Annotated in this window: 27 protein-coding genes; 21 read left to right on the top strand and 6 right to left on the bottom strand. The window is 64.4% G+C overall.

Going from position 1 to position 20,149, the window contains the following annotated elements:
* The 4 genes from ACIGGF_RS21165 to ACIGGF_RS21180 form a co-directional block, all read left to right on the top strand.
* Positions 1–1,542, top strand: a 1,542-nt coding sequence (locus ACIGGF_RS21165; protein WP_397523124.1) for a DUF222 domain-containing protein, incomplete at its 5' end; no start/stop codon positions are given.
* Between the two features lie 202 nt (positions 1,543–1,744).
* Entirely contained in the window at positions 1,745–2,077 is a 333-nt protein-coding gene (locus ACIGGF_RS21170; protein WP_397523125.1) for a hypothetical protein, read from the top strand.
* Positions 2,074–2,244, top strand: coding sequence for a hypothetical protein (locus ACIGGF_RS21175; RefSeq protein ID WP_204857521.1), 171 nt, complete (start codon positions 2,074–2,076; stop codon positions 2,242–2,244). Before ACIGGF_RS21170 ends, ACIGGF_RS21175 begins: the two co-directional genes overlap by 4 nt.
* Positions 2,245–2,436: 192 nt before the next feature.
* Positions 2,437–2,679, top strand: a complete 243-nt coding sequence (locus tag ACIGGF_RS21180) for a hypothetical protein (RefSeq protein ID WP_397523126.1) — start codon at positions 2,437–2,439, stop codon at positions 2,677–2,679.
* 4 nt (positions 2,680–2,683) lie between these two features.
* Here the strand turns inward: ACIGGF_RS21180 and ACIGGF_RS21185 are convergent, their stop codons facing one another.
* Complete coding sequence (locus tag ACIGGF_RS21185; RefSeq protein ID WP_397523127.1) at positions 2,684–2,860, bottom strand: PLD nuclease N-terminal domain-containing protein; 177 nt, start codon at positions 2,858–2,860, stop codon at positions 2,684–2,686.
* 74 nt (positions 2,861–2,934) lie between these two features.
* On the opposite strand from ACIGGF_RS21185, the gene ACIGGF_RS21190 reads away from it, so the two are divergent.
* Entirely contained in the window at positions 2,935–3,177 is a 243-nt protein-coding gene (locus tag ACIGGF_RS21190; RefSeq protein WP_397523128.1) for a hypothetical protein, read from the top strand.
* Here the strand turns inward: ACIGGF_RS21190 and ACIGGF_RS21195 are convergent.
* Positions 3,159–3,563 (bottom strand): GNAT family N-acetyltransferase, encoded by a 405-nt coding sequence (locus tag ACIGGF_RS21195; protein ID WP_397523129.1) that lies wholly within the window; start codon positions 3,561–3,563, stop codon positions 3,159–3,161. The genes ACIGGF_RS21190 and ACIGGF_RS21195 overlap by 19 nt on opposite strands.
* A gap of 34 nt (positions 3,564–3,597) precedes the next feature.
* Positions 3,598–4,563, bottom strand: a complete 966-nt coding sequence (locus tag ACIGGF_RS21200; RefSeq protein ID WP_397523130.1) for an aldo/keto reductase — start codon at positions 4,561–4,563, stop codon at positions 3,598–3,600.
* A gap of 165 nt (positions 4,564–4,728) precedes the next feature.
* Here ACIGGF_RS21200 and ACIGGF_RS21205 point away from each other — a divergent pair, with 165 nt between their 5' ends.
* The 15 genes from ACIGGF_RS21205 to ACIGGF_RS21275 all read left to right on the top strand — a co-directional run bounded on the left by ACIGGF_RS21205 (position 4,729) and on the right by ACIGGF_RS21275 (position 17,500).
* On the top strand, positions 4,729–6,141 hold the full coding sequence (locus ACIGGF_RS21205; RefSeq protein WP_397523131.1) for a sensor histidine kinase: 1,413 nt from the start codon (positions 4,729–4,731) through the stop codon (positions 6,139–6,141).
* The gene (locus ACIGGF_RS21210; RefSeq protein WP_397523132.1) at positions 6,138–6,857 is read left to right on the top strand and encodes a response regulator; all 720 of its coding nucleotides are present in this window, start codon (positions 6,138–6,140) and stop codon (positions 6,855–6,857) included. The genes ACIGGF_RS21205 and ACIGGF_RS21210 overlap by 4 nt, the downstream gene beginning before the upstream one ends.
* 201 nt (positions 6,858–7,058) lie before the next feature.
* On the top strand, positions 7,059–7,796 hold the full coding sequence (locus ACIGGF_RS21215; protein ID WP_397523133.1) for a class I SAM-dependent methyltransferase: 738 nt from the start codon (positions 7,059–7,061) through the stop codon (positions 7,794–7,796).
* Positions 7,793–8,899, top strand: a complete 1,107-nt coding sequence (locus ACIGGF_RS21220; RefSeq protein WP_397523134.1) for a phosphotransferase — start codon at positions 7,793–7,795, stop codon at positions 8,897–8,899. The genes ACIGGF_RS21215 and ACIGGF_RS21220 overlap by 4 nt, the downstream gene beginning before the upstream one ends.
* A complete protein-coding gene (locus tag ACIGGF_RS21225; RefSeq protein WP_397523135.1) occupies positions 8,896–9,864 on the top strand; it encodes a T3SS effector HopA1 family protein in 969 nt (322 codons plus the stop codon). The genes ACIGGF_RS21220 and ACIGGF_RS21225 overlap by 4 nt, the downstream gene beginning before the upstream one ends.
* Before the next feature lie 107 nt (positions 9,865–9,971).
* Positions 9,972–10,178, top strand: coding sequence for a hypothetical protein (locus ACIGGF_RS21230; RefSeq protein WP_397523136.1), 207 nt, complete (start codon positions 9,972–9,974; stop codon positions 10,176–10,178).
* Between the two features lie 50 nt (positions 10,179–10,228).
* Positions 10,229–10,426 carry a hypothetical protein gene (locus ACIGGF_RS21235; RefSeq protein WP_397523137.1) on the top strand — a complete coding sequence of 66 codons (198 nt, stop codon included), beginning with the start codon at positions 10,229–10,231 and terminating at the stop codon, positions 10,424–10,426.
* Between the two features lie 99 nt (positions 10,427–10,525).
* Positions 10,526–11,770, top strand: coding sequence for a M16 family metallopeptidase (locus tag ACIGGF_RS21240; protein ID WP_397523138.1), 1,245 nt, complete (start codon positions 10,526–10,528; stop codon positions 11,768–11,770).
* A complete protein-coding gene (locus ACIGGF_RS21245) occupies positions 11,767–12,927 on the top strand; it encodes an insulinase family protein (protein WP_397523139.1) in 1,161 nt (386 codons plus the stop codon). The genes ACIGGF_RS21240 and ACIGGF_RS21245 overlap by 4 nt, the downstream gene beginning before the upstream one ends.
* Entirely contained in the window at positions 12,924–13,865 is a 942-nt protein-coding gene (locus tag ACIGGF_RS21250; RefSeq protein ID WP_397523140.1) for an LLM class flavin-dependent oxidoreductase, read from the top strand. Before ACIGGF_RS21245 ends, ACIGGF_RS21250 begins: the two co-directional genes overlap by 4 nt.
* The gene (locus ACIGGF_RS21255) at positions 13,862–14,470 is read left to right on the top strand and encodes a flavoprotein (RefSeq protein ID WP_397523141.1); all 609 of its coding nucleotides are present in this window, start codon (positions 13,862–13,864) and stop codon (positions 14,468–14,470) included. The genes ACIGGF_RS21250 and ACIGGF_RS21255 overlap by 4 nt, the downstream gene beginning before the upstream one ends.
* On the top strand, positions 14,467–15,405 hold the full coding sequence (locus ACIGGF_RS21260) for a hypothetical protein (protein WP_397523142.1): 939 nt from the start codon (positions 14,467–14,469) through the stop codon (positions 15,403–15,405). The genes ACIGGF_RS21255 and ACIGGF_RS21260 overlap by 4 nt, the downstream gene beginning before the upstream one ends.
* 2 nt (positions 15,406–15,407) lie before the next feature.
* A complete protein-coding gene (locus ACIGGF_RS21265; protein ID WP_397523143.1) occupies positions 15,408–16,358 on the top strand; it encodes an ABC transporter ATP-binding protein in 951 nt (316 codons plus the stop codon).
* Positions 16,355–17,218 carry an ABC transporter permease gene (locus ACIGGF_RS21270; protein WP_397523144.1) on the top strand — a complete coding sequence of 288 codons (864 nt, stop codon included), beginning with the start codon at positions 16,355–16,357 and terminating at the stop codon, positions 17,216–17,218. Before ACIGGF_RS21265 ends, ACIGGF_RS21270 begins: the two co-directional genes overlap by 4 nt.
* Positions 17,219–17,266: 48 nt before the next feature.
* Positions 17,267–17,500, top strand: a complete 234-nt coding sequence (locus ACIGGF_RS21275; RefSeq protein ID WP_397523145.1) for a hypothetical protein — start codon at positions 17,267–17,269, stop codon at positions 17,498–17,500.
* A gap of 134 nt (positions 17,501–17,634) precedes the next feature.
* On the opposite strand, the gene ACIGGF_RS21280 is transcribed toward ACIGGF_RS21275, so the two are convergent.
* On the bottom strand, positions 17,635–18,207 hold the full coding sequence (locus tag ACIGGF_RS21280) for a TetR/AcrR family transcriptional regulator (RefSeq protein ID WP_397523146.1): 573 nt from the start codon (positions 18,205–18,207) through the stop codon (positions 17,635–17,637).
* A 105-nt stretch (positions 18,208–18,312) separates the two neighbouring features.
* On the opposite strand from ACIGGF_RS21280, the gene ACIGGF_RS21285 reads away from it, so the two are divergent.
* On the top strand, positions 18,313–19,152 hold the full coding sequence (locus tag ACIGGF_RS21285; RefSeq protein ID WP_397523147.1) for an alpha/beta fold hydrolase: 840 nt from the start codon (positions 18,313–18,315) through the stop codon (positions 19,150–19,152).
* Positions 19,153–19,192: 40 nt separating this feature from the next.
* Here the strand turns inward: ACIGGF_RS21285 and rraA are convergent, their stop codons facing one another.
* Both rraA and ACIGGF_RS21295 read right to left on the bottom strand, forming a co-directional pair.
* A complete protein-coding gene (gene rraA, locus ACIGGF_RS21290; protein WP_397523148.1) occupies positions 19,193–19,678 on the bottom strand; it encodes a ribonuclease E activity regulator RraA in 486 nt (161 codons plus the stop codon).
* Positions 19,679–19,702: 24 nt separating this feature from the next.
* The gene (locus ACIGGF_RS21295) at positions 19,703–20,086 is read right to left on the bottom strand and encodes a DUF5313 family protein (protein ID WP_397523149.1); all 384 of its coding nucleotides are present in this window, start codon (positions 20,084–20,086) and stop codon (positions 19,703–19,705) included.
* Between the last annotated feature and the right edge of the window lie 63 nt (positions 20,087–20,149).

Here is a 20,149-nt window from a genome sequence, read left to right on the forward strand (position 1 = left end):
TTGTTGCCGCACACCGCTGCGGCGCTGCGGGCGGGGTTGCTCGATACCAAGCACGTGCAGATGATCCGCGAATTCTTCAAACACCTTCCCGCGAGTGTGGACACGCAGACCAGAGATCTGGCCGAGCAGCAGTTGGTGGGCTTCGCATCGACCAGGCTGCCCGACGACTTCGCGCCGTTGGTGGCGAACCTGGATTCGATCCTCAATCCCGACGGCGACTTCGACGAGGACGAGGACGAGGACGGCAAGCTGAAGCCGCGGAAGCGGCGGGATGCGTTCTTCTATCTCGGGGAGCAGGGTGCCGACGGGATGTCGGAGGGCAACTTCTGCGTCGACCCCGAGTTGCGGGCGTACCTCGAAGCGTTGTTCTCCAAAGCCGCGAAGCCGGGAGTGAACAATCCGGCCGACCCGACATCGGTGGTGCACGACGCGACCGGCAGCGACCAGGCCGGTGACAAGACCAGCAGCGGTAGCAGCAGCGGCAGCGGCAGTGACGACAAGGGCGGGAGCAAGAGTCGCGGGAACGGCAGCGGCGGGATGCCGAACCCCGAGCCCAGCGATGCCGGGTCCAGTGATGCCGGACTGTGGCACAGCAACAACTGTGGCGGCGACGGCGACTGCGGCGACGATGAGTGCGGCTGCGACGAAGGCAACTGTGGCGACTGTGGTTGCGGCACAGGGTCTGATCGTTCCGACGACACCGACGACACCGACGACACCGACGACACCGACGACACCGACGACACCGACGACACCGACGACACCGACGACACCGACGGATCCGGCATCAACGGATCCGACACCGACACCGACGCCGACGATGCACCGGACAGTGCAGCACCAGAGACCGCAGCGCGGGATGCTGCTGCCGCTCGGGATACACGCAGTCAACGCGAACGTCACCACGACGCCCTCAAACTGGCGCTCCGGCACACCCTCGCGTCCGGGACTCTCGGCACCCACCGCGGACTACCCGTCACCGCCATCATCACCATGAGTCTCAAAGACCTCGAATCGGGCTGCGGATACGCCATGACCGCCACCGGATCCCGCGTGTCGATCCGTGACGCCATCCGCATGGCCTCCCACGCCCACCACTACCTGACGATCTTCGACGACAACGGCAGAGCCCTCTACCTCGGTCGATCCAAACGCATCGCCTCCGCCGACCAACGCATCGTGCTCATCGCCCGCGACCGCGGCTGCAGCTTCCCCTCCTGCACCCGACCCGCCACCTGGTGCCAAACCCACCACCTCGACGACTGGACCGACGGCGGACCCACCGACATCGACTCCCTCACCTTCGGCTGCGACATGCACCACGCACTCGTCGGCACCGGACCAGGAAAATGGGCGACCACCAAAACCGGAGCAACACACAGATATCCGGGCCGCACCCTGTGGCATCCACCCGCCCAGATGGACCCCAAGCGTCGCGGGCTGATCAACCACGCACACCACCCAGAAGAGGTCCTCTACCCACCCGACCACCACCACGACACAGGCGACACCGGCGACGAGGAACCACGACAACCTGCCTGACGACCCACAACAGCATCAGGGGCACAGCCCTGCCTTTCGTCGGTACATGGCGGCCGCGGAGACGGATTCACCTACGTCGAAGGCGACATCGCCCGCGGCACCCCACGCCGGTAAACCCGCCTCGCTGCCGGTAACCACCCGACCCAGTGAACCAAAACGGCACTGGGGCAACACCCATGACCACCTGGAAGGAACGCCCCTGATGCCTGCACAAGCATGGATCACCCTGATCGTCGGCGTCCTCGCCGTCGTCGGCGTCGCCCTGACCGTCCGCCAACGCACCGTGGCCGACAAACGCGCCCAAGCCTGGCAACGGATCACCTGGTGCTTGGAACGCACCACCAGCGACAACGACACCGAAGCCGAACTCGGATGGGACATCTACGCCACTGTCACCGACTCCGCCCTGATCACCCGAACCGAGCAGGATGTCCTGGTCGCGGTTTCCGATCGAGCTGCAGCCCGACGCGCACTGGCGGACCAGGAGCAAACCGAGGACACTGAAAACCAGAACGAGCTGGAGGAACCACGATGACCACGACCGAAAAGCGCACCGACCGCCCCGCCGAGCGTCCCCGAGTCGCCGCCGCAGCAGCCCGCGCCTCGATCGCGCTCCGCGAACGCAGCGGTCGCGAGGTACCCCAATGGCTCCGTGACACCGCCGAAGGGCGCCCGACCACCCCACCGGCCGAGCTGACCTGACACTGAGGCTCACAGCCCGTACAACCCGTCAAGGCCCGCATCCCTGTACACCGGGGCGGGTCTTTTCTGTTGCCCAGGTATGGACCAGCGAAACGAGTGGGACGGGGCGACCCTGCGGGCGACCACCGATTCGAACTCCGCTGCCCTGCAGCCGTTTGTGGCCATCGCAGCGACCACGTCGGGAAATTTCGCGTGGCCGGGGGTGCCGCCCTTCCCCAGATCGTCGAAAGCAGCGAGTTCGACCGCGTGGTCTGGAGCTCGCCGTGGCCCAACCTTCCCGACGTCCTGGTGCAGTTCGACCTCACACCCCAAACCCGGTTGCGCTGGACGCTCTTGGCCCACCCGCCCGTACCCGATCCGCAAATCGTCCAATGGCTACGCGAACAGGCGAGTCATCTGGTGAACATCGACCTACGCAATGCGACCGGATACTGAACTGTCATCGGTTGCCACCGCTCGGTCCGTAGGGATAGCGCTTACCGACTGTGAACCACAGGATCGGCCCGACGATCGGCAGTATCACCACGACGAATGCCCACGCCAGCTTCCCTGCAAGACCCAGGGTGCGGTCACGGACGATCGACAGCAACGCCAACAAGGACAGCAGAACTGTCACGGTGCGACCGGCGGAAGCCGTACCCGACGGTAGCCCAGTGGCTAGGCTGGCCCTCGAGGCGAAAGGGGTTGGCGGTGAACAGTGACAGCAACCCGACCCTGCCGTTGGCGTTCGATCTCGCCTGGATGGCCGCGGTCGTGGTGTGGCTGCTGATCGTCGGTGTTGCCTGGGCATCGATTCTGCGTACTCCCCACCGCCGCCGCGGAACCGCCTTCTGGTGGTGTCTGCTCACCTTGCTCATGCCGATCACCGGCGCGCTGATCTGGTTCATTGCTCGACCGAAAACCCCCGGCTCCGATCAGCGAACGAGTTCGTAGCGGGCCAACCACAGGCCCGGCACTACCTCTCGATCCTCGGTGTGCACGAAACCGAAGGACTCGTACAGCCTGCGTGCCGGAGGGTTGTCTCGCCCGGTGGCAACGTGCACACGTTGTCCCGCAATCGAATCCAGCATACCGTTGACCAACCGGCTTCCGATGCCCTGGCGATGGACACGGGGAGCCACCACCAACCGGTCGATCTCGGAACCGAACCACGCTGCAGCGCCCACGACTTCGTCGACATCACGCGCGACGAGCCAATGAACCTGTGCAGCAAGCAGATCGTCCACCGACTCGTGCAACAGCGGAATCCGGTTGTCGCCGATCAGTGCCGCTTCGACCGCATACGAACGCTTCTGCACCGCCAGAATCCGCTCAGCCAACGGTCGATCGGAGTGAGGGTCGACGCGAACGATCTCAATAGCGACCACCAGCAGGTTCCGGCAGGGCATCGAGGGTTGCGAGGTGCTCGGCGCTCAACATCAGTGAGGCCGCGCCCGCATTCTCGTCCAGACGCGACGTGCGTCGGGTGCCGGGGATCGGGACCACGTGCTCGCCCTGCGCCAGCACCCAGGCCAGGGCCACCTGTGCCGGCGTCGCACCGAGCTGGTCGGCGACGGCCGCGATGGCGTCGACGATCACGAGGTTCGCATCGAGGTTGTCCTGGCTGAAGCGCGGCAGCCGAGCGCGGAAATCGTCTGCAGCAGGCGTGGTTTCGCGGAAGTTTCCGGTCAGGAAGCCGCGGCCCAGCGGCGAGAACGGTACGAACGCAGCGCCGTTGTCCTGTGTCCATTTCAGGGATGTGGCGAGGTGATCTCGCGTCCACAACGACAGTTCCGACTGCACTGCGGAAATGGGATGCACCTGCTGGGCCCGATCGAGCTGTTCGACGCTGAACTCCGAAACACCAAGTGCTCGAACCTTTCCGGCCTGCACAGCCTCGGCCATCGCCCCGATGCTGTCCTCCACGCTCACGTCTGGATCCGGGCGGTGCAGGTAGTACAGATCGATGTGGTCGACGCCCAGCCGGCGCAGCGAATCGTCGATGGCCGATCGTAGGTGCTCGGGCTTGCCGTTGGGTCCCGAAATGACCGACTCGCCGGCGTCGCCGACGTGGGAGACGAGACCGCCCTTGGTTGCGAGGACGACCTCGTCGCGTCGGCTACCGATGGCCTTGCCGACGACCTCTTCGTTGGTGAACGGTCCGTACACATCGGCGGTGTCGATGAAGTTCACCCCAAGGTCCAAGGCGTGCCCGATTACCCTGTCGGGGGTCTCCGTCCGACCGTCGTCCTTGTATGCCCAGCTCATTCCCATGCAACCGAGTCCGATGGCACCCACCTCGGGGCCGTCGTTCCACAGCGTGCGGGTCGGTGTAGTCATGCATTCGACGATAGACCGACGGAGAAAGGTGTTTCATCAGCGATCAGCGGCCACGGGACGATTTCTCCGAACGTCGCTCGGTGTTCACCGAACATTCATGATTTCTTCGCCGTATCCGGTCTCGATCAGGCGGCCCGCTCTGGAGAACCGGGTGACAATTAGCCGGTGGTTACCTCGGCAAACGGCGTTCGGGCACTTGCCGTGTTCGACCTTGGGTGGATCACTGACGGCGGTAGACGCTTTCTGGGGCTCGACACCGAATGGATTCGGCACCCGCGTGGTGTGCGCACGCCCATCACGGACGGAGCGCTCGCGGGCATCTTTGCCGTGTACGCCTTCGTTTCGCTCGAGACCACGCGAAGCCTCGACGGTTTGGCCGACCTCAGATCACCCGTGTGGATGCAGGTGTTGTGGCTGGCGACGGCCTGTGGGTCCCTTGTCCTTCGCCGCACCGCGCCTCTGACCGTCATGTCGATCTCCCTGGCTCACCTCGTGCTCACCTCGCTCGCTATGCCGGAGCTCGAGTTCGTCACGGCCGTGCAGGTGTACTACTACCTGGTCGTGTACAGCACGGTCGCATGGACCAGGCGTCGCCGGTTTCTCCCGCTGATACTGATGCTTCAGGTTGCCGCTGTAGCCACCTGGTTCGTGCTCGACATCGTCGGGCGCGACCGGTTGAGTCGCTACGAAGACCGCCCGCAGACGGGGCTGTTTTCTTCGGAGCTGGCGGCGGTACTGCAAGTGGTGCTCAATTCGTCCGCGCTGATGGGTATCGCGGCGGTCGCCGGAGCGATGTCCTGGCACAGTGCCCGTCGCTACGCCAGGATCCAGGAGCAGGCGGCGGCTCTGGACAGACAGGCCGATCTGGCCCGGGAGCAGGCGGTTGTCGGTGAACGCCTGCGCATTGCGCGTGAGCTGCACGATGTCGTCGGGCACTACGTCGCGGTGATCGGCATCCAAGCGGGTGCAGCACGCCGCGTGGTGGACCGCAGCCCCGACGAGGCCAAGGGTGCCATGAGCATCATCGAGCGAATCTCCAGGTCCGCCGCCCGTGACATGCAGCTCGCAATCGGAACGCTGCGAACGGCCGAGAAGCGAAGCGAGCCCACCCTCGACCTGACCGACATTCCGGCTCTACTGCGCGAATCCGAAGGAACCGGTGTCCTCGTCGATTACGAGGGCGAGAGCGCCGGCGCTGCAATCCCACCCTCCGTGGCCACGTCCATCTACCGATGTGTCCAGGAATCGTTGACGAACGTCCACCGCCATTCGACCGCGCGACGGGTACTGGTGTCCGTCCAGGTGGCCGAGGTATGTCCGCAAACGGCGCGAGCTACTCTGCGCGTCGTCGACGATGGAGCTGCCCGCACGGACACGGCAGGCTCACGCGTCGGCCAGGTGGGAATGCGCGACCGCACGTCGATCCACGGAGGCACCTTTCACGCCGGTCCGCTCGACGGTGGCGGGTACGCAGTCGAAGCGACGTTCCGCTGGAAGATCGAGGACTGTGACGGCGAACGGACCAGTGTCGATTCCGGCGCTGGAGAGAGCCGCGACGCGATCGGTGTCATGCCATGACGATCACGGTGCTGATCGTTGACGATCAGACGCTGGTTCGATCGGGCATCCGGTTGATGTTGACGGCCGAGGACGACGTACTGGTCGTCGGCGAAGCCTCCAACGGTCGCGATGCGGTCACGGCCGCCGAATCGCTACGGCCCGACGTCGTGCTGATGGACGTCGAGATGCCGATCATGTCGGGTATCGAGGCCACGGAGAAGATCGTGACGGCCGAAACCGCGAAGGTGATCGTACTGACCACGTTCGATCGCGACGATTACCTGTTCGACGCTCTCCACGCGGGGGCCAGCGGGTTCCTGCTCAAGAACAGTGATCCGGAGGCCTTGGTCGCTGCGATCGGGACCGTCAGCTGCGGACATGCTCTGCTCGCCCCAGAGGTCACGCTGCGGGTGATCGAGGAGAGCGTCAATCATGCACGGTCGGTCGAGGGCGCAGCACCTCCCGGCCGAGACGAGCCCGGGTCGCCGTGTGGCGCGGACGTGCTGACCGTGCGCGAGCGTGAGGTGCTGTCGCTTCTCGTTCGGGGACGGTCCAACTCGGAGATTGCGAAGACTCTTGTGGTGGGTGAGGCCACGGTGAAGACCCACGTGTCGAACCTGTTGACCAAGCTTGCCTGTCGCGACCGAGTGCAGCTCGTCGTGCTCGCCTACGAGTGCGGGTTCGTCCGGCCGGGGGACGAGAGCGGCCCGGACGACCTGGCTGGACCCCGGTAGGACGCCGCCTCCCCCCATTGGGGGAGTGCCGGATCGACCGGAACGATGCATATTTCCGCCGCATGCTGGATGTGCCCGGTCGTTCGGCTTCGTAACGTTGGCCCTGCAGTGAGACAGCGAGTTCGGACAACGTAGAGCCGACATCCGACTCGCCCGTCTGCCACAGACACCGGCGATGCTCCCGAAAGGGGAATTCCTCAGATGAGCGCTGTTCACTACTCCGACCGGCTCGCAGCCGTATACGACCGGATGTACCCGGACGCGTACGGCGAGCTCGACTCTCTGTGCGCCTTCGTCGTGGGCAGACTTCCGGCGAACGGACGGGTGCTCGAGTACGGCGTCGGGACCGGACGTGTGGCCCTGCCGCTGGCCGAGCGCGGCGTAGAGGTCACCGGGATCGACGTCTCGGAAGAGATGCTTGCAGTGTTGAAGAAGAAAGACCCCGACGGCCGGATCAGTTGCGCCTCAGTTGATTTCATCGATGACCGAGTGGCCGGCACTTACAACGCGGTGTTGCTCGTGATAAATACGTTTTTCGTGGCGCAGTCGCTCGATCAGCAGGTCCGGATCTTCGAGAATGCGGCGGCGAACCTGGAGGCGGACGGATTCTTCGTGCTGGAGACGTTAAACCCGGCCTCGTATCATGCTCTCTCCGAGCCGAAGACGGACGTGCGTCACCTCGCCGAGGACGCGGTCATGATCGACCACTACATCGTCGACCAGGCGCAGCAGATCCTGCTGTCGCGGCACACGCTGCTCGACGGGGGCGCACCGGAGACCACCACCCACGTCGTCCGGTATGCGTTCCCGGCGGAGATAGACGCCGTTGCTCGGATCGCGGGCTTCGAGTTGGTCGAACGGTTCTCGAGCTGGCGAGGCTCGCCGTACGTGCACGGCAGCCCCCGATCGATTGCCGTGTACAAGGTGGGCAACCGATGACCGCGCCAGTGATCGATCGCCGCAGAACCGTCCTCGATACGCGAGCGCGCACGGTAGTGGATGCTGCATCGGCGATGCTCGAAACCGCCGGCTTCGATTCCGGTCGAGTCGCCGACGTCATGTCGACCGCAGGTCGAAACGACAGTGCCATAATCACATTCGACGACGAGACGAAGGTCTTCTTCAAGCAGATTCGTGGGATCGGCGGCGAGGCGCGATACGCCCGGAGCGCCGCATTCTTCGACGCTCTGGACGTGGAAGTCCTCGGCTTCTCGACGCCCGGATTGTTGGCGTCGGACGACGACGCGTTGGCGGCCCTGTACGAGTTCGTCGACGACGGTCCGGATGCATCGCAGCGGTTTCGGGCCGGAGAGATCGGGACCGTCGAGTACGTGCGGATCGGTTCTCTGCTTGCGCAGCTGCACGGTGCCCGCGTAGTGCGCGCGGACCGTATCGATCACAGCGTCCCGCCGCTTCCACCCACAGGAATCAACGCGATCCCGGTGGAGTTGTATGCGCAGTCGACGATGGGGCAGCTCGACATGTGGAAGTTGCTGCAGGGCGACGCTGAACTTCGTTCGGCTCTCTCGCGTCTGATCGTGGACGGCCGACAGGTCGACCGAAGTCCCGTTCACGGAGACCTACGTCTGGACCAGATCGTTCTCGGCGCATCTGCGTGGATCTTGGACTGGGAGGAGTTCCGTCTCGGTGACCCGGCGCGCGATGTGGGCGGAGTGCTGGGTGAATTGTTCTACTACCGGATGCGGCGCATCGTCGACGGTGCCAGCGACGATCTCACCGAGGGATTGACCCATGAGGAGGTCATGCGCCGAGGCGCTGGATTGCTGGCCGAATCACTACCCGACATGCAGACGGTGTGGAAGTCGTACCTCGGCACCGCGTCCTGTCTCGGGGACGGGGCGTCGTTCTCCGCCCGCTGCGTCGGGTACTTCGGCTGGCAGCTGTTCGACCGCGCTCTCGCGTCGGGCACCGCGTTCGGGCGGGTGTCGGCCCTGGATCGTGCGCTCGCTGGGATCGGCCGAGAAGCCATGGTGCGTAACGAACGCTACGTCTCGGCACTCGGACTGGAGGCGGCGGTATGACCACGGTGCACCCAGATTTGGAATGGTTGGTAGGACAGACGACCATCGCTCCGAACGGCCGCACCGCTCGAGTGGGCGGACACGACCTCACCGCGGAGACGTCGCAAGGACTGGTCAGCCGGATCAGCACTCACCTGTACACCGAATGGCACGCCGGCATCGTCCGGAAGGATTCGACTCCGTCGATGCCCGGATTGACCCGCGATCTGCAGTTCGAGGAACGACTCACTCAGGTGACGCCGCATACGAATCGCGAGGTCGAAGTACGGGTGCTGGAAACGGTCGACCGGGGTGAGGGCAGAAGGAACGGAATCGTATTTCTGCACAACGGGATACGGCTTTACGCTGACAGGGAATTCGAGCTGTCGGCGTCCGGCGACCGAGCTCGGGTTCGAGTGCCGAGCCTAGCCCCCAATCTGACACCCGGGTTCTTGTTCTACACCTCGCGCAACGGCACCGGCCACGCGAACAGGCCCTTGCGGTTGTACGTGCATCTGACCAACGGTGACGCTGCCGTCGATGCCTGGCAGCGGTGCCTGACCTGGGCCGAGGACCGAGGCCTGCCTTTTCGGGCGAAGGTTCTCTCGCGAGCCGACTCGTTCCCGCGACGTGATGCGCTGGTGCTGTACGCGCCGACGCAGATGTGGAATCGACTCGGAGACTTGGCGCGTCATCTGCGCGCTCCCGCATCGTTCGCGTCGACCAGCTCGGTCTTCGCCACTCGCATAGAGCACGGCGTTTCCGCTGCGTGGGAGCCGATGGACGCGCGTCGGTCGGCGGGTCAGACGAGCTTCGGTGAGCATCGCAGTCAGGCGGTAGCGCGTTCACTGGTGGCCAATCGGCACTTGACCGGCGAAGCGCTGTCGAGTCGACTGGCCGCAGACCTGATGGCAGCGAACATCGATCCTGCACACCCGCACCGCAACCTGGATTCGCCCCTACTCCTGCAGGGCTGTGGGATCTGAGTGGTGTTGTGACACAAAGACTCCGGTCGATCTCGACGATCGGTGACAGATGCTCTACCCGAACAGGGTCGCCGACCGGCAACCCGCTACTCGTGAGGAGAACCAACATGTCCGATGCCAACGCGCTCATCGAGGGATACCGCTCGTACGCGGCCGCTTCCGAACTGTCCAGCATCGACTCGTCCGCGCCGGCAATCACCCCCGCCACACCGCCGGTACTGAGTTTCATCGCCGAGTCGTCCGTCGCCTGCGGGGCAGGCGTAGGAGTCATCAGCAGCGGTGCCATCGGTGCCAGCGTTGCCTGGGGCTGCTGAGCCGGGCCACGCACTCTCACGCAACACATACTCGAAAGGAAACCGAAATCATGCACGCAGCACACGATTTGATCAGCGGTTACAAGGCCTACGCGCGCGCCGCAGAATTGACCGACATCTCCTCGGACGCACCGGCATTCTCGCCGGCCAGCATCACGGTGTCGTCTCCGGAGTGCGTTGCCTTCTCGATCGGCGTCGGTAGCGGGGCGATCACCAGCGCCGTCGGGACGGTTGCGGCCGGCTGCTGAACCTTCTATTCGCGAGGGTGACGGCGCTCCTCGGTCGCAGCAACGTGGCCGAGGAGCTCACCGTCACCCAGTCGACCACAGACGACGGGAGCTAGTTCGATGAGCGCATCACCAGTGCGGGACGTGGCTGTCGACCGGTGCGTCGGCGGGGTGACCCCGACCGGCCTGCGAGTGGTGGCTCAACACGTTCCGGGGTCTCGGTGTGTAGGGGTAACTCTGGTCGTCGGCTGTGGCTTCGTCGACGAGCGGGTCGGGCAGGCGGGGTATGCGCACCTCATCGAACATCTGTTGCACCAATGGTCGACCGGTCCGGGCGGGGATTTCCTGGATGCTCAGGTTCACCGGAGAGGGGGCATGTCGAACTCGAGAACATACCGTCATCACACCGAATACACTGCCGTCGCGCCCGCCTCGGAGGTGATCTGGACGAGCGCATCGCATCGCTTGGTCTGGCCCCGTCTCGACGACGAGGCGGTTGCCGCCGAAGTGCGCGTGATTGCTCGCGAGGTGGACGAGGTGACCCTCGACCGGCCACTCGGTGCGTTCCCCTGGTTGCAGTTGCCGGACGCTCTGTTCACCTCGTACCGCGAGACCCACGACCCGTTCACGAAGACGGCACCGGTGACCGGATCCGAGGACGGCGGGCTCCGGGAACTGTTCGAGCGGACCTATACGCCCGGGCGTGCGGTGCTCGCCGTGGTCGGAGCGATCGAGCCCGACGCAGTCCTTGCTGATCTCGATGCGGCTCGAGTCGAGTCGACCGACGCAGAGCTCGTGGCCACGAGGGTGCCGGTCGATCGGTGCCGGAGTGACCTCCCGCGTCACCTCGTTCGGGTCGACGGCCGGCTGCCCGGCACCGCGCGGGCCGAGGCGCGCGAACTCGACCTCCCTCGCGACATCTCCTGGCGTGCGGCGGCGATGGTTGCCGCCGAGGTCTTGTCCGAGCAGGGTGGCCCGACATTCTCGATCGGCCTGTTCGGTCCGCTGCGCGGACCCGATTGCTCCCTTCTCGTCGGTACCGAGCTGACCCCGCTCTCTCCGGTCTCGACCGACCGGGACCGAGGCGTCGCTGTCACGAGCGCTGTCGAACGTGCGGCCGAGCACCCGCCTGCTTACGACGAGATCGAACGCGCGCGCGGGAACGTTCGTTTCGCCATCGAATCCGAATTCGCTGGATGTGCTTCGCACAGTGCCTTTCTCGCCCGCGAGCAACTCTTCGGATACCCGCCGAACACGCTTCTGGCTGCGGTGGACGCACTCGATCTCGAGCAAGTCGTGGCAGTGCTGAGCATCGCCGCGAACAGTGATGCCGGTTCGGTGACGATCACGGGGCGTGCGTCATGACCACCGCCACACGCACTCGGCAGACTGGGCTGCTCGAACAATTCGGCACCACGACACTTCTGCACTTCTCCTGGGTTCTCCCGGCTGCAGACCTGATGCCGACCGAGCGCACCGCCATCGCGTACGCATCGGGTTGCGCACTGGCAACTGTGACAACATGTGCCGCGGCCGCGCAGGTTCGTACGACGGATACCTCGGTGGTGATGTCGGTGCGAACGTCGGCCGCAGGGCTGAGCTGGGTAGCTCGAATACTGCGGGATTGGCGGCACGAGACCGCCGAGAATCTGGCCCGCCGTGCGCGCCCCGGATCTCCGAGCGGACTCGTCGAGCTCGCGGATCGCTTGACCGTGATTGCGCCCGGCGACAACTCGAGTGACACCGATTCCCCCGACGCAACAGACTTCGGGAGGTCGACACAGGTGCTGCTCGGACGAGATGTATTGGTACACATGGCCGGCGGATATGGCCCGGACGACCTCGCTTCGTTTCGTGATCGGGTGACGATCGCGCTGGGGCCGGTACTCGGCACGGCGGTTCCGGTCTGCTCATCGATGGTGGTGCCGCGCACAGCAGGCCGGCTACGGCTCCCGAAGTCCGCGTGGGTGGCCCTCCCTGGGAGCGGATCCCCTCTCGTTCGGCTCTACACCCGTACCTGCGTGGACTCAGACGACCAGCGAGTGGCGTTGTCGATGGCCAATGTTCTGTTCGGCGGGGTCTTCGATTCGGCTCTGGTTCGAGCCGTACGGCGACGGAGCGGGCTGAGTTATTCGTGTGGATCGCAACTGAGATCGCTGCATTCCGTCGGGATGCTCGTCGTGGACATTCGGACTGGACCGGGAATGGAGCTCGCCTGTGTCGGCGCGGCCGCGGCTGCGGTCGACCGATTTCGCGAGAGCGGGGTGTCTGCGGAGGACGTCGATGCAGTTCGTCAGTACCTGATCGGTCGCGCAGTGGTCGAGTCGGACATTCTTCCGGCCCGAACACAGAACGCCGCCGTCGGGGAGAACCCGCACTCGGTGGTCGATCGACTCGCCACGGTCGATACGCGTGACGTCGCCGAGCAGATCGAACGACACTTTCGGTCGGACCACTTCAACCGTCTGGTCGTGTCCACGGCGAGTTGCCCCAGAGGATGGAAGGAGATCGGACGATCATGACGATGACCGGAGTGGGAATACTGTTCCCCGAGATGCCGACCCATACAGGGGCGGTGATTCCGTTCGCCGATCGAGCACTCGACAGCGGCGCTCGACTGTGGTTCGGACACTCGACCGCAGTGTGCTCGCTACAGACCATGGCCGCACTGATCGGGCGCGGCTACACCATCCCGTACGGAAGTGGAGTTGCGCTGCATCCGCTGTGGCACTGGTCGAACTTCGCCGTACAGGCTCGATCGATCTCCCGGCTGTCCGGTCACTCGTACGTCGCCGGTGTGGGTCCGGGAAGTGTTGCTTTTCAGCGTGATTGGCTCGGTGCCCCGCTGAAACGGCCGGTCGCTGAGTCGGAGGAGTTCCTCTCTCGCGTGTCGGGCCGGATAGGCACCGGGCCCGGCGGGGTGGAAACCGGACTCGGTGTCTTGCGCCCCCCGATGGCGCGTAGCGCCGGTCGCGTCGCAGACTGGGCGATCACGTGGCTCACCCCGACGTCGTACGTGCGCGATGTGCTGATCCCGGCCATGCACGCCTCCGCCGAGGAGGCGCAACGGGCAACGCCCAGAGTGGCGATGATCGTGCACGTCGCAGTCGAACGCCCCGGCCGTGACCCGTACGCCATGGCCCTCGAATCCGCACGGACTCATCTGCAGGCCCCGCACTACGTCGACATGTTGCGCCGATCGGGACTGGACATCGATGCCTCTGATCCGGTCGCCGGTGCCCGCGAACTCGTGCGATCGGGCACCTACATGTACGGAAGTGCTCGCGAGATAGCGGAACGCATTCGCAGCGCTCATCTGGACGGGGTCGAGGAGGTCGTCCTCAACACCGTGGGGTCGTATTCCGGACACGGCATCGGCGACGCCCTGATGGATATCGACGACATCACCGCTGCTCTGGACTCGAGCGCGAGGCCGGACCCGGTCGGGATTGCCTCATGAGTGCCGAGACCGCCGACCGGACGGAGAAACCGACTGCGAGCGGCGATCTGGCCGGGCGAAACATCGTCCTGGTCGCCACCGGTTCCATCGGTACGTCGCTGCTCCCGATCTGGTTGCCGTGGCTGCGCCATGCCGCCGACGTGAACATCCGCGTGGTGCTGACCCGCGCCGCGACACGGTTCGTCGGAACGGCCGCGGTGCACGCGTTCGCCGGTGGGTCGGTGCGGCTCGACGACTGGGATGCCTGCGGTGACGAGGCCGCTCACGTCGAAATGAACTCCTGGGCCGACGCGTATCTCGTCCATCCGGCGACGATGAACTTCGTATCACGATTCGCGGCAGGCCTCTGTGATTCTCCCTACCTGCTTGCCATGCAGGGGTTCACCGGGCCGATCGTGATCGCAGGCGCTGCGCCGCCCGGATTCGTCGAATCGCCGGTGTGGGGGCAGTACGAGCGCGCGATCGGGGCTCGACCGAACGTACGATTGCTCGCGCCGACCGAGGGGTTCAGCACGGCCGATCCGGACAATGCCGGTCTCCCCGCGGTGCAGTTCCCGCTGGCGGTCGGCGCACTGGCCGACGCGATAACTCAGGTCGCCTCATGACCCCCCGATCGGGCAGCGGTGCCCTGTGGCACCGTTCGACCGCAGTCTGGGAGCAGCAACTATGCACCGCCGAAACAGGTTTCGAGCTACGGCGCCGGTTCTGCCGTCGCGTCGATGCGCTTCCCGCCCGTACCGAGGTCGCTGCCGATCGACTGCCGGACTCGTCCGACTCGCCGGTACGGTGGGCCAGTCCGACGTTGCGCGACGAGACCGCTGTTTTCACGGTGCGAGGGTCCGCCCAGATCGCCGAGCAACTATGGCCCGAGCCGGGGCGATTCTGGACCGACCGCACCGGTGTGGAGGCCTTCACCGAGCTGGGGCGTGCACTGAGGCAGCTGCACACCGAGCCTCCGGATTTTCGACTGCCCACGTCGACACCGCATCTCGAACGGCTGGCGGCGTACCTCGACGACCGATGTGACACCTCGGGTGCGGCGACCGCTGTTCTGACCGATCTCGGTGCCGATGTCGTGGCGGTGTTGCGGATCTGGTTGCGGGAATTGCCTCCCGCGGACGCATTGGGGCACGGAGGGCTCAGTCTCGGCTCGACGTTCGTCGACGCAGATCCCACCGTCCATATCGATGTGGTCGTCGGGCCGGAGCTCGTACGAACAACGCCGGCAGTGGATTTGGGCTGGATCGTCGGCGAACTGATGGAGTTCAGCTACCTCCGCGCGATTCGCGGGATACCGGGCGATCCGTATCGCAGACTCGCGACGGCCTTCACGACGGGTTACCGCGGATCCATGGAGGGTCCGATGGACGACGAGATCGTGCATCGGGTGGCTTTGCTCCGAATCGTGCTTCACCTCTGCGACTACGCCGAGACCGTGCGCCTGAACGGTGATGCGGGGGCGCATGCCCACTTGGCGATCTACACACCGTTCGTCCGGGGACTCGTTGCGCACCCGGACCACAGAGAAGAAGGAGAGTAACGATGGTCGAGAATACGATGACGCTTCCCACCCCAGCATCCGCGCCGCCCACCTCCGACGCAGCCGTCGAGGTGAAAGGGTTGTCCATGAAGTACGGCAACCGCACCGTCGTCGATGACATCGACTTCACCATCGGTAGGGGTGAAGTGGTCGCCGTACTCGGACCTAACGGGGCTGGAAAGTCCACCACGATAGAGGTTCTCGAAGGCTTTCGGCGTCCGTCGGCCGGTCGGGTGAGCGTTCTCGGATGTGATCCGGCAACGGCCGATGAGCAGTGGCGCTCTCGTGTCGGCGTCGTCTTGCAATCGTGGCGAGACCACGGAAAGTGGCGTGTCAGAGAGTTTCTGGACTACACGGCAGCCGCACACCGAGCCATCGGACGTGAGCCGCGCGACGTCGATGCATTGGTCGAGACGGTGGGGCTCAGTGGCTTGGAGGGCCGTCGCATCGACAAGCTCTCCGGCGGTCAGCGGCGTCGCGTCGACGTCGCGGTCGGCGTCATCGGTCGACCCGAGGTGCTCTTTCTCGACGAGCCGACATCGGGCTTCGATCCCGAGGTCAAACTGGCCTTCGGTCGGATGATCGGGGATCTGGCCGTAGGAACCACCGTCATCCTTGCGACGCATGATCTGTCCGAGGCTCAGCGGCTGGCCGACCGGATAGTGATGCTCGCCGGCGGCCGAGTGGTGGCTTACGGCACGTCGGAAGAGCTCCGAAACAAGTTCGCCCGCGGTGTCCGCGTGCGGTGGACCTCGGACGGCGAAGCACGGGAGTCGATCGTGGACGAGGAGGTGCCTTTCGTTCGCGAGCTGCTCACCGGTCCCGACTGCCATCGGGTGGCGAATCTGGAGGTCACGCACGGGTCTCTGGAGGACGTGTACATGTCCATCGTGCGAAGCCAGCAAGATGCGATCGCCGACGCGGCGATTCAGGAGAAAGGAAATCTGCGATGATCACGAGCCTCGAAGCCGATTCCTCTCGTGTGTCGGCCTTCTCGCGAACTTCGTCCATGCCGCGCATTCAGGCAAAGGTGGAGATCCGCAATCGATTCGCCACGTGGACCGCCATCGGTATGTTGATCGGCCCGGCGATCGCCATCGTCGCACTGCATGCAACGGTCGGTGCAGGTGCCGACGCATCGCGAATTGTCGTAGGACTGGCGGCCGCATCCGTTGTACTCGGTGGATTCGTTGGCGTAGCAAGCGAATTGGTCACAGACCAAGCCGACGGTACGGTCCTGCGTGCCCGCACACTGCCGGTCGGCCTGCGGGGATACCTCGTCGGCAAAGTGGCATCGCTGACGGTGTACAACTTGGTGACGATGATGTTGCTCATCGTGCCGGCTCAGCTGTTCTTCGGAGGGATTCTGCCGGCGAATCCAATCGTGTGGATCGGTCTCGTCGTCATCGGTATCGTGGGCCTGGCATCGACGGTTCCGGCTGGTGCTGTTGTCGGTTGCGCTGTGCGCAGTCCGCTTGCCCTGCTTCCGGTTTCGTTGGTGTCTTACGCGTTGATGGCAGTGTCCGGAATCTTCTTTCCGGTCTCGAGTCTGCCGACCTTCCTGGAGTATCTCGGCAAGGCAACGCCGATCTATTGGATCGGTAGTTCGATGCGGCTTCTGCTTACTCCGGAATTGGCCGAGTCAGCCGGTGAAGCCGCCACTTCTCAAGTGGCCCTTGGTATACTCGTGCTCGGGTTGTGGACGGCGGCAGGTTTGGTACTGGCTCCGAGGGCGCTGAAGAGAATGTCCGGTCGTCAGTCCGGAGTCAAGCTTGCCAAGCAGCAGGAGCTCAAGGCCGTTCGCGGATACTGATCCGAATTTCATGCAGCACAACCACACAACACAGATGGAGGATGAACGATGGGCTGGACCGATCTGATTGCTGGAGACCGACGCGACCCGAATGCCGTCATCAACGAAATCTTCGGGAAAGACGGGCTCGGCGAGGCGCAGCGGTGGGCAACCGCCACGTTGAGCGAACATGGGGTCAACGCCTCTTCTGACCCCCTCGATGCCATGAAAGTTCTGCGCGATGCCCAGCCGCGACTGAGTCTGAAGGCCACCAAATTCCTCACGGAGTCGCTGTCCGCCTGAGGATCCGATAGTTCTCCATCGAGGCACCGTGGGTCGACGACATTCGACCGGCGGTGCCTCGATGCCGTCGGCGAGACGTACCCACAATGGCCATGGCGTCAGTTCGAGCATTTCTCGGGCAGGGAGAACGCTGGTCAGCGATCGACCTGGCCTGCACTCGAATTCAGCAAGACCTCCGCCGCAGCTCGTGCGGCAGCGGCAGATTCGGCCAGTTCGGTGATGGCCGCGGTGGTTTGCGCACCCTCGGCGAGCAGCGCTATCTGCAGCCCGACGGACGGCTCGCAGCCGGCTTCGACAGCCAAGGCGGTGACGTACTCGATGAAACTCTTCTTGTGCTGCAGTGCCGCGTCGGCGACCTCGGGCATGGTTGCGCCCAGTTCTCCGAACGAGTTGATGAAGGCGCACCCGCGGAAGTCGTCCTGGCGAAACCAGTGGTGCAGGAAGTCGAAGATGGACAACAGTTTTTCTCGAGGGGACTGGTGCCTTTCCGCCTCGGCGTGGATCCCGTCGTTCCATTGCTGGGTGCGACCGCGAAGAACCTCGGCGACGATGGCGGTCTTCGAGGGGAACAGCGTGTACATGCGTTTGAGGGATATGCCTGCCGCCGTGCGTAGCTCGTCCATGCCGACCGCCTGGATGCCGCGCGCATAGAACAGCTCGTCCGCGGCGTTCACAACCTGTGCCCGTCCGATTTCCGTACTCGTCATCCTTTACCCCTTGCCGAGAGAACCAACGTTCTCTACAGTAGTCCACACGCAGTGAGAACGACCGTTCTCCTGCGTCGGACTTCACTCACGAAGGAAGGCGACACCATGGCGTACATCAAGGTCGACACCGAGAACTCCACCCCCGTCGAGGTCTACTACGAGGATCACGGCACCGGTCAACCCGTCGTGCTCATCCACGGCTACCCACTGGACGGCAACTCCTGGGAACGTCAATCACGCGCTCTGCTCGACGCCGGCTACCGCGTCATCACCTACGACCGTCGCGGATTCGGCCAGTCGAGCAAGCCGACTGTCGGATACGACTACGACACCTTTGCCGCCGACCTGGACAAGGTACTCACCGAACTGGATCTCACCGACGTCATCTTGGTCGGGTTCTCCATGGGCACAGGCGAATTGGCTCGGTACGCCGCGAAGTACGGCACCGATCGTGTGGCGAAGTTCGCGTTCCTGGCCTCGCTCGAGCCGTTCCTGCTGCAGACCGACGACAACCCCACCGGCGTCCCGCAGTCGGTGTTCGACGGCATCGAGACCGCAGCTCGCGAGGATCGCTTCGCCTGGTTCGAGAACTTCTACAAGGACTTCTACAACCTCGACGAGAACCTCGGCAGCCGCATCAGCGAAGCAACGGTGCGCGCGAGCTGGAACACTGCCACCACCAGCGCCCCGGTTGCGGCCTATGCCGTCGTACCCACCTGGCTCGAGGATTTCCGCGGAGATGTCGCGAAGGTTCGTGAATCCGGCAAGCCCACGTTGATCCTGCACGGGACTGCCGACAACATCCTGCCGATCGATTCGACCGGCCGTCCGTTCCACGAAGCGTTCCCCGAGGCAGAGTACGTCGAGGTCGAGGGCGCTCCGCACGGACTGCTGTGGACGCACTTTCAGGAAGTGAACGACGCGCTGCTCGCGTTCGTGAAGTAGTGATCACGGGCGGCAGGCAACAGGCCTGCCGCCCGAGATGTCACTGCTGAACTGCGACGACTCCATCGTGGTCGCTGTAGACGATCTCTCCCGGGTTGAACGTCACTCCGCCGAAGCTCACCGGTACGTTCTTCTCGCCCGAACCCGTTTGCGTGCTCTTGCGCGGGTTGGTTCCCAGTGCTTTGACGCCGATGTCGAGCGTGCGCAGGATCGCCGAGTCACGCACCGCGCCATTGACGATGACGCCGGCCCAACCGTTGTCGACGCCCCGTCCGGCGATGATGTCGCCGACGAGCGCGGTATGCACGCTCGCATCGCCGTCGACCACCAGTACGCCGCCGTTGCCTGGCTCGCTCAGAGTTTGCTTGACCAGCAAATTGTCCTGGAAACAGCGGATGGTGGTGACAGGGCCCGCGAACTCGGTGTTCTTGCCGAACTGGATGAACTGGGTATCGCAGCTGCGGATGTCGGGACCGATCTCGTCGGCCAGATCAGCTGTTGCCTTGAATTCCACAGGTGAAGTCATGCGCCACAGACTATCGTCCGACCGTCAGCCGCGGCCGTGACGCCGTTCGTAGTCGTCGCGAGTGCGGTCGACCCGACTCTGCGCCTTGGCGTTGATCAACTGCGGATCGAGGCCGTGGATCAACAAGCGATGTCGTCGGTACACATTCATCAGGGCGATTGCGAAGTAGACCAACGGGATGAACAGCAACGACATCATCGCCAAGGACATCCACAGCGGCCCTGGAATCAGCAGGAACAACAGCAGCAGCGGGATGACCGGCACCGTGAATCGCGCGATGTAGCGGATCTGGGCACCATTGCCCACGAGGTCCTCGCGAACCCAGTCCTGCATCGACTCGGGCAAAGTGCGACCGAACGAGTAGCCCAGAAACTGCAGCGGGGTGGGCGTGGTTCGTTCGGTGGTCATCGCGCAATGCTAGTACGTGCGGTTCTGGTAAATCTCACCGTTGACTGCGGTTTCTCTCATATG

Source organism: Rhodococcus sp. NPDC078407 (genome assembly GCF_044542515.1).
Classification (GTDB): Bacteria; Actinomycetota; Actinomycetes; order Mycobacteriales; family Mycobacteriaceae; genus Rhodococcoides.

What these genes read in the sequence shown, in the direction of transcription:
- ACIGGF_RS21170 (WP_397523125.1), top strand. Translation starts at nt 1,745, where the DNA reads ATGCCTGCACAAGCATGGATCACCCTGATCGTCGGCGTCCTCGCCGTC.
- ACIGGF_RS21175 (WP_204857521.1), top strand. Translation starts at nt 2,074, where the DNA reads ATGACCACGACCGAAAAGCGCACCGACCGCCCCGCCGAGCGTCCCCGA.
- ACIGGF_RS21200 (WP_397523130.1), bottom strand. Translation starts at nt 4,563, where the DNA reads ATGACTACACCGACCCGCACGCTGTGGAACGACGGCCCCGAGGTGGGT.
- ACIGGF_RS21210 (WP_397523132.1), top strand. Translation starts at nt 6,138, where the DNA reads ATGACGATCACGGTGCTGATCGTTGACGATCAGACGCTGGTTCGATCG.
- ACIGGF_RS21215 (WP_397523133.1), top strand. Translation starts at nt 7,059, where the DNA reads ATGAGCGCTGTTCACTACTCCGACCGGCTCGCAGCCGTATACGACCGG.
- ACIGGF_RS21220 (WP_397523134.1), top strand. Translation starts at nt 7,793, where the DNA reads ATGACCGCGCCAGTGATCGATCGCCGCAGAACCGTCCTCGATACGCGA.
- ACIGGF_RS21225 (WP_397523135.1), top strand. Translation starts at nt 8,896, where the DNA reads ATGACCACGGTGCACCCAGATTTGGAATGGTTGGTAGGACAGACGACC.
- ACIGGF_RS21230 (WP_397523136.1), top strand. Translation starts at nt 9,972, where the DNA reads ATGTCCGATGCCAACGCGCTCATCGAGGGATACCGCTCGTACGCGGCC.
- ACIGGF_RS21235 (WP_397523137.1), top strand. Translation starts at nt 10,229, where the DNA reads ATGCACGCAGCACACGATTTGATCAGCGGTTACAAGGCCTACGCGCGC.
- ACIGGF_RS21240 (WP_397523138.1), top strand. Translation starts at nt 10,526, where the DNA reads ATGAGCGCATCACCAGTGCGGGACGTGGCTGTCGACCGGTGCGTCGGC.
- ACIGGF_RS21245 (WP_397523139.1), top strand. Translation starts at nt 11,767, where the DNA reads ATGACCACCGCCACACGCACTCGGCAGACTGGGCTGCTCGAACAATTC.
- ACIGGF_RS21250 (WP_397523140.1), top strand. Translation starts at nt 12,924, where the DNA reads ATGACGATGACCGGAGTGGGAATACTGTTCCCCGAGATGCCGACCCAT.
- ACIGGF_RS21255 (WP_397523141.1), top strand. Translation starts at nt 13,862, where the DNA reads ATGAGTGCCGAGACCGCCGACCGGACGGAGAAACCGACTGCGAGCGGC.
- ACIGGF_RS21260 (WP_397523142.1), top strand. Translation starts at nt 14,467, where the DNA reads ATGACCCCCCGATCGGGCAGCGGTGCCCTGTGGCACCGTTCGACCGCA.
- ACIGGF_RS21265 (WP_397523143.1), top strand. Translation starts at nt 15,408, where the DNA reads ATGGTCGAGAATACGATGACGCTTCCCACCCCAGCATCCGCGCCGCCC.
- ACIGGF_RS21270 (WP_397523144.1), top strand. Translation starts at nt 16,355, where the DNA reads ATGATCACGAGCCTCGAAGCCGATTCCTCTCGTGTGTCGGCCTTCTCG.
- ACIGGF_RS21275 (WP_397523145.1), top strand. Translation starts at nt 17,267, where the DNA reads ATGGGCTGGACCGATCTGATTGCTGGAGACCGACGCGACCCGAATGCC.
- ACIGGF_RS21280 (WP_397523146.1), bottom strand. Translation starts at nt 18,207, where the DNA reads ATGACGAGTACGGAAATCGGACGGGCACAGGTTGTGAACGCCGCGGAC.
- ACIGGF_RS21285 (WP_397523147.1), top strand. Translation starts at nt 18,313, where the DNA reads ATGGCGTACATCAAGGTCGACACCGAGAACTCCACCCCCGTCGAGGTC.
- rraA (WP_397523148.1), bottom strand. Translation starts at nt 19,678, where the DNA reads ATGACTTCACCTGTGGAATTCAAGGCAACAGCTGATCTGGCCGACGAG.
- ACIGGF_RS21295 (WP_397523149.1), bottom strand. Translation starts at nt 20,086, where the DNA reads ATGACCACCGAACGAACCACGCCCACCCCGCTGCAGTTTCTGGGCTAC.